The following is a 14,249-nucleotide window of genomic DNA, read 5'->3' as shown; positions in this document are numbered from 1 at the left end:
TACCTTTATCTAATTCTTATTTAGCTCTTTTTGAATTTCTTGCTTCAATAAAAATAAAGCTGTTTGATAGTCTTGTGAATCGATTAGCTGTGATTGATTTAATTCACGCAATTCATCTTGCATTAATTGTAAATCTGCAATTCGATCTCCTGTATAAATAATCGTACCAAATTTCTTTAGCAATTGCTGAATATCATATATAGATAACATTTCATCACCCTCTATGCTCACTTACTATAAAAAATTATAATAAGAAAACGTTCACATATTTTATTATAATCAAGAAGAAAAAGTCTCGTCAATTTTTATTTGTCTATACAAGCCCATTTTTAACCATTGTTCCTTTTTCTGTAATAATTTTTTCTATATTTTTATCAAACGGCTCTATTGGAATATGGTCTACCATTTGAAAACTATAAGCTAATGATAGCGTTTTCCCTTTATAATGCATGAGATAACGATCATAATAGCCACCACCATATCCAATCCGTTCTCCTCGCTCTGTATAAGCTACACCTGGTACAATTTGAAGGTCAATTTCATCTGCATTCACTTCTTCCGTAAGCGCTGGAATTGGCTCACGTAAATTCATATACACTGTTTCCAATTGATCAAAATTACTAATTTGCCTAAAGGACATTGTTCTTGTTTCTTTATTACACTTCGGAACAACAACTTTCTTTCCTTCTTCCCAAGCTTTTTCGATAATAGGATATGTATTCACTTCATTTTCCATTGAAAGAGTGATTCCAATTGTTTTAGCTTCAGCCCACTCTTTTTGTGCATACAACGAAAATGCAATTTGCTCTGATAAAGTTGTATACCGTTCTTTTGATAAAGAATTCATGTGCTCTATTATTTGTTTACGTAAACGTAGTTTCTCTTCTCTCACACATTTTCCCCCTCACAGTGATACTTTGCTCTACGATGATAGTGTATCACTTTTAAGAGAGGAATCGAATAAAAAAAGAAACAGTAGGAAAATATTCCTACTGCTTACTTTGTTTCACGGTGTAACGTAGACTTCTTGTCACGCTTGCAATACTTTTTAAGCTCGATACGCTCAGCGTTGTTACGTTTGTTTTTCTTTGAGATATAGTTACGATCTCCGCATTCTGTACATGCTAGAGTAATATTCACACGCATTCTTATTTCCCTCCAGTACTAATAACTTAAATCAGACTATACTATAATACCACTTTTAAAATAAAAATTCTACACCTTTTGATATTGTCTAATTTTTTCTATAAGATTTTTCATGTTTTCCCTTGCTATTACTGGGTTTCTAGCATGTGAATACACTAAAAATTTCGGTTGTTTTGTGTCAGAAACGATATAAGACCACTCTTTTTCGGTATATTTGAACTGTACTCCTTCAAATATGCCTTCTTCCTTCCTTTCGATATCAGCCAATAATTTCCTCATCACCTTCCCTTTTTCATTCCACGAACATACAACTTCATCACAAAGTAAATAAAGCGGCGGGGATTGCTCTACTATGCTGAGAAAGGTTTTTCCCTGCAATGCTATTAACTCGAATAATTTTCCAATTCGATATAAAATATCTCGCTTCCATCTCGCTTGAAACGATTTTTTTTCATCCTGCGTATAAAATAGAAGATAACATTCTCCTAATTTCAAAGACATTGGGTAAATATTTCCTGCCGATTCCAGTAATAAATCTGGAATATCAATCTCTTCAAAATCCGTCCCTTGGTAAATATTACTATGATTATCATATAACTCGAAATAATTTCCTTGCTCTGAAAACATAAGCGCCATATTTGCTTTACTTGATTTCATCAAAGCTTTCACATGATCCTTTTGTTCGCCCGCATAAATCCACGTAACTGTGCATCCGAGCCTTTGCAAAAAGAGCATAAGCAAATGCTGTAACATATCATTTCTCTTATTAATAAGAAGATGGAACTTCTGTTTTTTTATTTTCTCAATATCAATACGCTCTAATACAGCCTCTATATAATTATGTAAAGAAACGTGTACTAGCTTATTCCGCCCCATTTCCTTCTCACATACGTAATAAAACGACTCAGACATATACACTTGTTCTATCGCTTTTTGCTGCTTATACGTTAACTGTGCCCCATCCTTACCATACAACTTTATAACAATCTCTTTTTCTTTTTCCGCTTGAATGAAAACCCCGCCCGTACATTGCAAATCTTGAATACTGTACTGAAAAAGTGATTCGTTCATTTCTTTGCATTCCATCGTATGAATCCCAATACCATGAATTGCATGAAGAAAAAGATTTTTATAAGAAGTCGTTTCTATATGTTCTTGACTCCCGATTAATATACTTTCCCCTTTTGTAAAAAGAGATCCGTACGCCATCGCAACCTTTACAATAAATTGAGGCGTAATCTCCACATTACCTCTTCCTACAATGCGGCTTTTTTGCAACCATCCTGCACTCTTCTCACTTTCTTGAACACCAGCCGATCCTACTACCGAATGACTATCAATCGCCTTATATGGCCATAGTTTTCCCTTTTGCTTAATTACCGTACTTTTCCCTATATGACAATGGTCCGCTACAATGCTTTTTTGAAACAATGTAACATCATCTTCCACCATTGTATGTTCTCCTATTGTCGTTTCTAGTAACTCACAATATTTCCCAATGTGCGCATTTGCAAAAATAATACTCTTTTGAAGATGAGAATAACTTGAAACAACACTATTTTTCCCGATAATAGAGTATGGCTCAATTACAGATCCAGCACCAATTCTTGCTCCTTCACCAATAAAAGAAGGACCATGAATTTTCGTTCCTTTTCCAATCGTTACCCCTTCTCCCATCCATACCATCGGTAATACTTCCGTATATGGGATAGGTACTTGCAATTTTTTCGTTAACAAATCAAATTGTGCTTGTCGATATTGATCAAATGTACCGATATCTAACCAGTAACCTTCTGACAAATATGCAAATAATGCGTTCTTATTTGCCAATAACGGAAACACATCTTGACTAAAATCAAAAAATTCTCGGGGCGGTATGTAAGAAAAAATTTCTGGCTCCATAATATATATACCTGTATTCACAATATTAGAGACTACTTCATTCCAACTCGGTTTTTCTATGTATCGTGTAACCTCTTGTTCTTTGTTCATTACAACTAAACCAAATGAGAGTGGATTTTCTACTTCCTTTACAAACATAGTTACCATTCTTTTCTTTTGTTCATGAAACGTAATTCCTTCTGATAATTGAAAATCAGTTAACGCATCCCCACTTATGACAACAAACGGTTCATCCAAAAATTTTTCCGCTTGTTTGATACTCCCTGCAGTTCCAAGCGGTGGAGAGTCTTCAAAGTAGTACAAGTTAACGCCCCATTTGCTACCGTCACCAAAATATTGCTTAATAGCCGCACTCATATACTGAACAGTAATTGCAATCTCACGTATACCATGCTGACGCAATAATTCAATGTTGTATTCTAAAACTGGCTTTTCTAATAATGGCAACATCGGCTTTGGAGTATTACATGTTAATGGTCTAAGGCGTCGTCCTTTTCCTCCAGCTAAAATAACCCCCTTCATATACTTCAGCCTCCACTTATATAATGTTCAGTAACTTCATATACGATATGTATATTATCTACCCAGCATTAACTAGCAGTATAAAATAAAGTGAAACTTTAATCAGTGGGAGTTTTCTTCATCCCCTATTGATTATTAGCCTTGACCAATCGGGCCGGCAGGCAGTAAAGTTCCCCTTATATACATTCACCTTTCAATAACCGAAGAAAGCGCTTACTATTAACTTTTAAAATATTACTTAATAAGCGAATAACATATACGCCCTATTTTTTCCATTATATTATGATACATCTTATCATCATAAACTAAAGGAAACAACGAGCTTTTTTTGTCATGTTTTGACTAAAAAAAGCAGGTGATGTTTCACCTGCTTTTTTCTTTATTCATTTAATAAGTAATGCTTTCCCTTTACTAAATAAAAAACATTTTCAGCAATATTTGTAATATGGTCTGCTACACGTTCGATATATCTCGCTACAAAGGATAATTGTGTAATTTGTGTAATTGCTTCTGGTTGTTCTGGAACTGAAGATATAAATTCACGAATCGCTTTCCCATATATTTCATCAACAGAATCATCCATTTCGGCAATTTGCTTCGCAAAAGTTAAATTTTCTTGCTCATATGCATCTAGCGCTAACTGTAACATCTTATTTGCAATCGCAAACATCTCATCAAGATTGTGCAAACTAACAGACACGTCTTTTTCCCCGAGACGAATGGTTGATTTCGCAATATTAACAGCATGATCTGCAATCCGTTCTAAATCTGTCGCTGTTTTAATTGAAATGAAAATCCTTCTTAAATCACTTGCTACAGGTTGCTGCTTCGTAATGAGCATAAGCGCAAGATCATTTATTTCCTCTTCTAAATTATCCATACGATAATCACCATCTATTACCTCTAACGCTTTCTCTACATCCTTTTTATGAAGCCCTTCCATAGCAAGCAATAAAGCTTCTCTCGCTAGTTCACCAAGCTCAATCACCTTTTGCTGTAACGTTTTTAAATCACATTGAAATTGTTCTCGTACCATTGTTTCTTCCCCCTCAATATTATGTGCCACTATATATAACTCTCCTACCTAGCCTACTTATAATAAACCTTAAGATAGGAGAAGTATTACTTCTCCTATCTTAAATAAGGTAAAAATAAGAAATACCCTCTGTTAAGAGGGTATTTGCTCTTAGCCTTGCTAGCGACATCAACCGAATCGGCCTGTAATATAATCTTCTGTACGCTTATCTGAAGGTGTCGTAAATAATTTATTTGTATCTGTATACTCCACAACTTCTCCACTTAAGAAGAAAGCAGTTTTATCTGAAATGCGCGCAGCTTGTTGCATGTTATGCGTTACGATAACGATACTAAAATCTTTCTTTAACTCTTGAATTAATTCTTCTACTTTTAATGTTGAAATTGGATCTAGTGCTGATGTTGGCTCATCCATTAAAATAACGTCTGGTTCAATCGCTAAACAACGTGCAATACATAGACGCTGTTGCTGTCCACCAGATAAACCGTATGCATTATCATGCAAACGATCTTTTAACTCATCCCAAATCGCTGCTCCACGTAAACTTTTTTCAACAATTTCATCTAACGTTTTCTTGTCGCTAATCCCATGAATTTTCGGGCCATATGCTACATTTTCATAAATAGATTTTGGAAATGGATTTGGTTTTTGGAACACCATTCCTACATGTGTTCGTAATTCTTCAACTGGATATGATTTATCAAATATATTGCGCTCTCTATATTCAATTACGCCTGTAGTTCGCACGATTGGTACTAACTCTACCATACGATTTAATGTTTTTAAGTACGTTGATTTACCACAACCACTTGGCCCGATAATTGCTGTAACTTCATTCTCATGAATACTTAAGTTAATATCTTTTAAAGCATGGTCTTCTCCATACCATAAATTTAAGTTTTTCGTATCAAATACTACTTTCTTTGGCGCAGTCTCGATTTTCTCCTCGTTTTTCACCTGTACATTTACTACTGTTGCTACCATTTGAATTCCCCTTTCATCCATTTCCAACTTATTTTCGATTTCGTAACCATAGAACAACTATATTGATCAAGAGCAACAAACCTAACAAAACAATCATCCCAGCAGCTGCTACATACTGAAATTCTTCCTGTGGTCTACTCATCCAATTAAAAATTTGAATTGGTAAAACTGTAAATCTATCAAACATACTAAACGGAACATAATTTGCAAATGCAAGTGCCCCGATAACTAATAACGGTGCCGCTTCTCCAATCGCTCTTGATATCGCTAACGTACAACCTGTTATAATTCCTGGGAACGCATATGGCAATACAACTTGATACATCGTTTGCCACTTCGTAGCACCTAACCCGTAAGAAGCTTCTAATAATGACCTCGGTACAGATCGTATCGCTTCTTGACTCGCTACAACAACTGTCGGTAAGACGAGTAAGCTCATCGTCAGTGCCGCTGCAATAATACTCTCACCTAAGTGAAGAGCGTATACAAAAATGGTTAAGCCGAGTAATCCAAATACGACGGAAGGTACTCCCGCTAACGTTTGATTATTAATTTCTATTACCTTTTTAAATATAGATTCCTTCGCATATTGCTCTAAATAAAGAGCAGTTCCGACCCCAAATATAAAGGAGAGTGGTATAACAATACTCATAAATAATATTGTTCCTGACAAAGCTGCAGCAATCCCAGCTTCTTTCGGATTACGCGAAGCGAAGTTTGTAAAGAAATCTAACGAAAGGTAACTGACACCTTTTTCAAAAATTTGAAAAAGCAAAATAAGCAGGATTACTATTGAAAACAAAATTGCCATATAAAATAACAATTTGTAAATTCGATCTTTTAAAAAACGTGATGCCATATTTTCTTGTATTTTTTTATGATTCAACATGCGCATATTATGTCACCCTCCTAAAGCGGCGCATAATAAACTGCGAAATGATGTTCATTATAAAAGTAAACAAGAATAACGTTGCGCCTACAGCGTACATGCTGTAATAAGTAATTGTTCCATGCGGAGCATCACCTAAACTCACTTGCACAATATAAGCTGTTAACGTTTGAATAGAGTGTGTCGGATCGAGAGATACGTTCGGTGTGGACCCTGCTGCAATTACAACGATCATCGTTTCACCGATTGCTCTTGAAGCAGCTAATATAATCGCTGCCATAATCCCTGCGAAAGCTGAAGGAAACACGACTTGTTTTACCATCTCAAACCGAGTTGCTCCAAGTGCCAACGAAGCTTCTTTCGTTCCTTTTGCTACAGCTCTCATTGCATCTTCAGACAGAGATGCAATTGTAGGTATCATCATAAAGCCAATAACAATACCTGGACTAATCGCATTAAAAAACTGTAAATCAGGTATAATCCGTTGTAAAAGCGGTGTAACAACTGTTAATGCAAAAAAGCCATATACAATTGTCGGGATACCTGCTAATAGTTCTAACATCGGTTTTAATACTTTCCTTACACTGTTTGAAGCATATTCACTTAAAAATACGGCACACGCTAAACCGATAGGAACTGCTACGCACATAGCGATTGCTGTTACAAGTACCGTTCCACATATAAGTGGTAATATACCGAATTTAGGATTTTCAAAAAAAGGTAACCATTCTTTCTCTGTCAAAAAGGAGAGCAATGATATTTTTTTAAAAAACATTATTGTTTCATTAGAAAGCGTAAAAATAATTCCAAGTGTCGTCGCAATAGACACGCTAGCAATTATTTTTAGTAATAATGGAACAATTCGATTGATTCGCTGCGTTTTTTTTCTATGTTTTGTATTTCTTTCAATCAAATGTTGTACAGAAAATGTAATTTGACTTTTGTCATTATAAGCCAAAGATGAAAACTCCTTTCCACCCTGACATTACCTTTTTATTTCTGTTAACATCCGCAGTTGTTCATTGTATTTTTCTTTTGGTAATTTTACATATCCAACCTCTTCAGCAAGATTACCAACATGCTGAATCATAAACTCAATATAATTTGCTACATTCATTTTATTTCGGATAGATGCATGATTCACATAAGCAAATAGCGACCTAGATAACGGCTTATACTCACCTGATTGGATGGTATCTTTCGTCGGAAGTACACCATTCACTTTTATTGCTCTCACCTTATCTCGATTGGCCATATAATAAGCATATCCTACAAAAGCAATGGCATTTTTATCATTCATTACCCCTTGCATAATAACTTGATCATCTTCAGACAAAGAGACTTTTTTTACAATGCGACTTTTTTGTAAGATGACATTTTGAAAATAATCATACGTACCAGAGTCTACACCTGGCGCATAAAACTTTACCTGTTCACGTGGCCATGATGAATGAATTTGTGACCATCGCTTTTCACTTTCATCTTCACTCCATAATAGACGTAACTCGTCTACCGTCATATTATCTACCCAAGTATTTTGACGATTCACAACGATCGTAAGGCCGTCATAAGCGACTTCAAACGGTGTAAACTGAATGGAGTTTTTCTTCATTTCATTTTCTTCCACTTGTTTCATTACTCTCGAAGCATTATTTATATCTACTTCTCCTTTACTGAAACGATTAAATCCTCCTCCTGTTCCAGAAACACTGATGGAAATTTTCACGTTCGGATGCACCTTTGTATATTCCTCCGCTACTGCTTCTATAATAGGAAAAACCGTTGAGGATCCATCAACTCTCACTTCTCCCATTTCATTCACAGCAAATGCAGTAGACGTGCCAACATAAAAGAAACATGTCGACAGTATGAAAACTTTAATTGATGCACTTATCCATTTCACGTGTTCTTCCTCCTAGAAGTAACCGGAAATAACAGGATTACAGATATAAGAATACTGCTAAACTATTAATTCGGTTTTAATTGTTTGTAAAAGTTTTGTAAAGTTCCACAAGAATCAACATTAGGTAAATTATTAATCCGTAGCCACTGTTCATCTTCACTGAGGATTGGTCCATAACTTCCATAGTGAATGCATACGTATTATTTGCGAGGCCCCTTAAAATTCCGATATGATCTGCTTGTCCACTTTATTAAAACGTATGCATGAATCAAAAAAAAAAGCACACTATCTTTTCAGATAGTGTGCTTTTTTTACAACTTTTTTATTCATCATCTTGCTTTTTATTTTTCTTATCTATTTCCTCTTGTGTAGCTTCGCCATTTTCTACCTTTTTCAAATCAAAGTACGCGTCCATAATGTCACGACTAATATATCCGTTAATACCTGATTTATCATCTACCCAAGGTACAACAACAGAAAATGCTACTTCAGGGTCTTCAAGTGGCGCATAACCTACTAATGTTAAGTTATATGTTTCTTTACGCTCACCGTTTGCTTTTCTACCAATCTCTTTATCTCCGCCATACACAGTTTGAGCTGTACCTGTTTTACCAGCAGCTTTATATGATGCGCCTGTAAAGTATTTCGCAGCTGTACCACCAGACTCATTAAATACTTGTCTAAATCCTTCCTGAACACGTTTAATTTGTGATTCAGGCATATCAATACGGTTTAGTACTTTTGGTTCCATTGAGTGAACGACTTTTCCAACTTCGCCTTGTTTCGCTTCCGGTTGACGAATTTCTTTTACAACTTGCGGCTGCATACGGTAACCACCATTTGCAATTGTTGAAACATATTGTGCTAATTGAAGTGGCGTATATGTGTCATACTGTCCAATTGATAAATCTAATAAGAAACCAGGCTGATTTCCTCTACCTATTTGACCCGCAGATTCGTTTGGTAAATCGATACCTGTTTTTACACCAAGTCCAAACTGTCCGAAATAATAGCGCATCGTATCAAATGCTTTTTGTGGTATATCTAACGTACCACCTCTCACATATTGAACACCTGCGATATTCATCGCTGTTTTAAACATATATACGTTAGAAGACATTTTTAATGCTGTCAGATCATTAATAGATCCCATCGTCTTCCAAGAAGATTTTTTCGGCGTTCCTTTCAATACGATTGGTTCATCCAGTTGGTAGGAACCCGGTTGAATCGCTTTTGTTTGATATCCTGTAAGTACTGTCGCACCTTTTACAGTTGATCCCATCGGATAAGAACTTGTCATCGTTCCTAATGCGAAATCTTGCACTTTCGTTTCGCCATTTTCTTCCACTAACTGTTTCCCTGCCATAGATAAAACTTCACCATTTTTTGGATTCATCATTACAACGAATGCGCGATCTAAAAGAGGTTGTCCCCCTTTATATCTCAATAAATTTTTCGTGATAATTTCTTCTACACGCTTTTGTAATTCCATATCAATTGTTAAATTCAGATTGTTACCACTTTGCCCTTTTGATACATTAATCGTTTCTAAAATATTACCGTTTTTATCTGTAATATTTCTCACTTCCGCTTTATTACCGTGCAAACTATCTTCATATTGCTGCTCAAGATAACTTTTCCCTACGCGGTCATTTCGATTATAATCACGAACAAGATAGTAATCTAGTCTTTCTCTCGGTAAACCTTCATCAGACGTTGACACGCCGCCAAGTACACTTCGGAATAAATCATCATAAACATACTTTCGATCCCAATCGACATTCGTATCTACCCCTGGTAATGTTGCTAGATTTTCACTAATAATCGCATATTCTTGTTCTGTAGCATCCTTTTTAATGACTTGTGGCGTCATCGCATATCCGCCGTCCATTTTGCTTTTAATCGCTAGCACTTCTAAATCTTTTGCGGATAATTGATTCACTTCTTCTTCCGTCACGCGATTTCGTTGACGCTCATCTAATTCTTTATCGTCAATTTTTTTATCTTTAAGCTCTTGACGATCTTTTTTCGTAATTTTTTCTTGCGCTTCTTCTTTATGAATAGCAAGCCAATAATCTTTTTTATCGCGATCTGTTAATTTATCTGTCGGTACTTCAATCAAATCTGCTAATCTTTTCGCTGTTTCTAAGCGAGCCTCTGCAGTTGATCCTTTCATTTTTGTAAATGTAATCGTACGTACAGCTGCATTATCTACTACAGCTCGCCCATAACGGTCAAATATTTTCCCACGTGGTACAGGATTACTTATCGTCGAGTTTTCTTTCCTCTCCACTTCATTCTTATATTCCTCACCGCGAACAATTTGTACATAACCAAGCCTTACAATAACCGCGGAGAACATTAAAAACACGCAGAAAAACAGCACGTTTAACCGAAAAGGAACGTGAGTCTTTTTCTTTTGTTGTTTCTGCTTCTTGCCCATACAAACCCCCTCTACCAACAGCTATGTAATTTGAAAGGGACACCTTCATACAGGTGTCCTCACTGCTGTCTTACATCTTTTTCTATTCTAGCATAAAACAAACGATAAGTTAACCTTCTGGTTCTGTTTGATTCTGCGTGGTTCCTTGCGCTACGACACTTGTGTTCCCTGCATTTCCTTCATCATATTTGACATTTTTAACTGCAAAATAAATAAGAAAATGTCCAGCACCTAAAATACATAGTAAGACAGGTAAACTCTTTTCAGGCGGAAAGAATAATACAGCACATAAAAAACTTAAAACTGAACAAATTCTCCCGGCATTTAACCATAATTCTCGGACAACAACATACTCTACACGCCACTCTCTCGCATTTTTCGCTCTACCAATTACATCATATGTCATCGATCCATATGGAACGAGTAAAATAGGGTATGCAATCGCAATGCATGCTGCATAAATAAGTAATTTTGTGTATGTAACATTGAATATAACTAAAAATACGACAGCATATAAAATAATGCCTCCAAGTAAAATTGCTTTTTTTCGCCACTCTTTCTTTAACATACGAGCAACTAAATAGTAACATACAAATGATACAGCAGAATTTACTAAGCTATATTTCCCTAATGCAAGCTCACTATCGGTTGCTAAGTACACGTATACTGAAATAACAAAAATGAATGTCCCCTCTCTCAATCCTTGGAAAAAATGAGCACGTGTAATTCTCCCCCAATTTTTATCAATCCGTCGCTCTTTCAAAACTTGTGTAACCTCATAACGACCTTCACATTCTCTCTTAGATACAAAAAAGCTTAAAACGACAGCAATTGCAAATAACAATAACGAGAGAAAGAATATGACCGTATAACCACTCCACTTCTCCATACGTGAAATTGTGTATCCAGCTGCTATCGGTCCAATCATGCCAGAGAAGGATGTAAGAAGCCCAAGAAACCCGTTAAAGAAATCTCTTGTTTCTGGTTCTGTAATCTCAAATGTTAATAAGTTAAACGCGAGCCAGTAAAAACCATATCCGACTCCTAAAAGAGCCCCCATTAATAAAATATAGTGAGAAGCGCTTTTCCCCGCTACTAAAACAACGATAAAAAAAATCGCTAACGTGCCTACGCCTATTCGTAACAGGATCGAGCGATCAATACGCTTCGCTAATTTCCCACCTATAAGAAATGTGAGGGGCTGCAATACAACGCTGGCCAAATTATACAAGCCGAGATTCACATAATTTTGTGTTTGTTTCCATAAATAAATGTTAACAAACGTATTCGATAAAGAAATTGCGAGCGTGTATAAACCTCCAATAAGGAGTAATAACACTAAATCCCGATTCACTTCAACGTCACCAATTATATGTTTCCACTTCATACACAACTCTCCTTTACTTCATGTTCTAGTCTTCCAAAGACAAGCTCAATTATGTAAAAGGAAAGCATAGAAAAAAGCTAGGAGCATTCTCCTAGCTTTTTCTATCGTTATTACAATTATTTTGCTTCTTGGTAACGTTTTTCAGCAGCGTTCCAATCTACAACGTTCCAGAATGCACCGATGTAGTCTGGACGACGGTTTTGATAATTTAAGTAGTAAGCATGTTCCCAAACATCTAAACCGATAACTGGAGTTTTACCTTCAGTTAGAGGAGAATCTTGGTTTGGCGTGCTTGTTACTTCTAACTCACCATTATTTACTACTAACCAAGCCCAACCAGAACCGAAGCGAGTTGCGCCAGCTTTTGCGAATTCTTCTTTGAATGCATCGAACCTACCGAATTTCGCTTCAATTGCAGTTGCAAGTTCGCCTACTGGTTGTCCGCCGCCGTTTGGAGATAAGATTGTCCAGAAGAATGTGTGGTTAGCATGTCCGCCACCATTGTTACGTACTGCTGTACGGATTGCTTCTGGTACTTCGTTTAAGTTTGCAACTAATTCTTCTACGCTTTTGTCAGCTAATTCTGCATGACCTTCTAAAGCAGCGTTTAAGTTTGTGATGTACGTGTTATGGTGTTTTGTATGATGGATGTTCATTGTTTCTTTGTCAAAGTGAGGCTCTAAAGCATCATACGCATAAGGTAAATTTGGTAATTCGTGTTTTGCCATTGTTATATTCCTCCCAGTTTATGTATTGCCACTTAAGTGACATACAACTACATTCTACCCTAATTGCCATAGGGTGCAAACAAATAAATCACATTGTCTTGCTATCATTAAAGTAGCAAAATTCCCACTTCTTTTCAATTAAAATGCTCATATATTTCATAAAAAAAGCTCCCTTCTACAAGGAAGCTTCCTACTGACATAATAAACATGTGAAATGGATATGGACCCTGTAGGACTCGAACCTACGACCGGACGGTTATGAGCCGTCTGCTCTAACCAGCTGAGCTAAGGGTCCAAAATTATGTATGTAATAATACATCAAATAAAGGAATTCCTATCGGATATACCCTTTAAGAAATGTAAGATAAATTTACCATATAGAAAAGAAAACTGTCAATTGTATTTTTCTCATTTAAAAGAAGAAAATTAATAAAAAGAAATTTAGTTATCTCTACTATATGTAAATATAATATATCTTGAGATTCCCTAGATTCCTACGTTACAATGATTTTATACATACATAAAGGAAGTGAATCTATGTCCATATTTACCCAATTAGTCAAAAGCGTATATTCGCCTAAAGATATGGCGCTATTCCGTTTTCAAAAAATCGGAAAAACCATTTTGTATATTATGCTACTTTGTCTAATCACTACTATTCCAAGAACATTCTTTTACGGTAGCTTTATCCAAGATAGTGTTACTATGGTAAATCAAGCAATTGAAAAAGATTTACCTGATTTTAAAATCGAAAATGGTGAACTAAAAGCTGATATTGAAGAACCTATTCAAAAAGAAGAGGGAGATGCTCTTTTCGTATTTGATCCAAATACAACAGATATCGAAAAGTATCAAAATAAAACTGGTTTATTTATTTTAAAAGATAAAGTAGTTTCTATAGGAAATGGCCAGACGCAAACATACTCCTACAATGATTTATTAGGGACATCTCTTGAGAAAAAAGATTTGCAAGATTTCATTTCTGTATTCGATAGTATTTATCCAATTTTACTAGCTGTTATCGGAGTGTTAGTATATCTATTCCAATTGTTCATTACTTTCTTAGGAATTACTTTACTTGCGTTTATCGGTTCTGCTATGAGTGGTCAACGTAAATTATCTTATAAGCAAGTATGGACGTTAACTGCCTACAGCTACACAATTCCAACCATCTTCTTTATGATTATGGATTTATTCAAAATTGTTGTACCTGGCTCAACATTCATTTATATCGCAGTTGTTTTAATTGTTCTATACTTAACAATTAAAGAAGTTCCAAAACCGAACGAAAAAAATGCCTAAATAGGCA

13 protein-coding genes and 1 tRNA gene are annotated in these 14,249 nt (G+C 35.7%); 1 reads left to right on the top strand and 13 read right to left on the bottom strand.

The window, feature by feature from the left end; all coding sequences use genetic code 11:
• Positions 1 to 9: 9 nt before the first annotated feature.
• The 13 genes from RCJ96_RS03185 to RCJ96_RS03125 form a co-directional block, all read right to left on the bottom strand.
• Positions 10 to 210: a YqgQ family protein gene (locus tag RCJ96_RS03185; protein WP_000949156.1), complete on the bottom strand. Its 201-nt coding sequence runs from the start codon at positions 208 to 210 to the stop codon at positions 10 to 12.
• 103 nt (positions 211 to 313) lie between these two features.
• Positions 314 to 892: a 5-formyltetrahydrofolate cyclo-ligase gene (locus RCJ96_RS03180; RefSeq protein WP_061132151.1), complete on the bottom strand. Its 579-nt coding sequence runs from the start codon at positions 890 to 892 to the stop codon at positions 314 to 316.
• Positions 893 to 996: 104 nt separating this feature from the next.
• Positions 997 to 1,146 carry a 50S ribosomal protein L33 gene (gene rpmG, locus RCJ96_RS03175; RefSeq protein WP_001265616.1) on the bottom strand — a complete coding sequence of 50 codons (150 nt, stop codon included), beginning with the start codon at positions 1,144 to 1,146 and terminating at the stop codon, positions 997 to 999.
• 69 nt (positions 1,147 to 1,215) lie between these two features.
• Complete coding sequence (locus RCJ96_RS03170; protein ID WP_316149250.1) at positions 1,216 to 3,570, bottom strand: sugar phosphate nucleotidyltransferase; 2,355 nt, start codon at positions 3,568 to 3,570, stop codon at positions 1,216 to 1,218.
• Positions 3,571 to 3,949: 379 nt separating this feature from the next.
• Positions 3,950 to 4,606: a phosphate signaling complex protein PhoU gene (gene phoU, locus RCJ96_RS03165; protein WP_000251231.1), complete on the bottom strand. Its 657-nt coding sequence runs from the start codon at positions 4,604 to 4,606 to the stop codon at positions 3,950 to 3,952.
• 168 nt (positions 4,607 to 4,774) lie between these two features.
• Positions 4,775 to 5,590, bottom strand: a complete 816-nt coding sequence (pstB, locus tag RCJ96_RS03160) for a phosphate ABC transporter ATP-binding protein (protein WP_000226683.1) — start codon at positions 5,588 to 5,590, stop codon at positions 4,775 to 4,777.
• Between the two features lie 28 nt (positions 5,591 to 5,618).
• Positions 5,619 to 6,485 (bottom strand): phosphate ABC transporter permease PstA, encoded by an 867-nt coding sequence (pstA, locus tag RCJ96_RS03155; protein WP_001242545.1) that lies wholly within the window; start codon positions 6,483 to 6,485, stop codon positions 5,619 to 5,621.
• A 1-nt stretch (position 6,486) separates the two neighbouring features.
• Positions 6,487 to 7,437: a phosphate ABC transporter permease subunit PstC gene (gene pstC, locus RCJ96_RS03150; RefSeq protein WP_000323875.1), complete on the bottom strand. Its 951-nt coding sequence runs from the start codon at positions 7,435 to 7,437 to the stop codon at positions 6,487 to 6,489.
• Positions 7,438 to 7,464: 27 nt separating this feature from the next.
• Complete coding sequence (gene phoX / locus RCJ96_RS03145) at positions 7,465 to 8,382, bottom strand: phosphate ABC transporter substrate-binding protein PhoX (protein WP_074610551.1); 918 nt, start codon at positions 8,380 to 8,382, stop codon at positions 7,465 to 7,467.
• A gap of 322 nt (positions 8,383 to 8,704) precedes the next feature.
• The gene (locus tag RCJ96_RS03140; RefSeq protein WP_074610554.1) at positions 8,705 to 10,825 is read right to left on the bottom strand and encodes a peptidoglycan D,D-transpeptidase FtsI family protein; all 2,121 of its coding nucleotides are present in this window, start codon (positions 10,823 to 10,825) and stop codon (positions 8,705 to 8,707) included.
• A 109-nt stretch (positions 10,826 to 10,934) separates the two neighbouring features.
• Entirely contained in the window at positions 10,935 to 12,212 is a 1,278-nt protein-coding gene (locus RCJ96_RS03135; protein ID WP_000871368.1) for an MFS transporter, read from the bottom strand.
• A 116-nt stretch (positions 12,213 to 12,328) separates the two neighbouring features.
• Positions 12,329 to 12,940 carry a superoxide dismutase [Mn] gene (gene sodA / locus RCJ96_RS03130; RefSeq protein WP_446699721.1) on the bottom strand — a complete coding sequence of 204 codons (612 nt, stop codon included), beginning with the start codon at positions 12,938 to 12,940 and terminating at the stop codon, positions 12,329 to 12,331.
• A 221-nt stretch (positions 12,941 to 13,161) separates the two neighbouring features.
• Positions 13,162 to 13,235 (bottom strand) — tRNA-Ile (locus RCJ96_RS03125).
• A gap of 242 nt (positions 13,236 to 13,477) precedes the next feature.
• Between RCJ96_RS03125 and RCJ96_RS03120 the strand changes: the two genes are divergently transcribed.
• Positions 13,478 to 14,242, top strand: coding sequence for a DUF1189 domain-containing protein (locus tag RCJ96_RS03120; RefSeq protein ID WP_074610557.1), 765 nt, complete (start codon positions 13,478 to 13,480; stop codon positions 14,240 to 14,242).
• Positions 14,243 to 14,249: the final 7 nt, after the last annotated feature.

Source organism: Bacillus sp. BSL6 (assembly GCF_052928345.1).
This window is presented reverse-complemented; position numbering and strand designations above follow the sequence as displayed.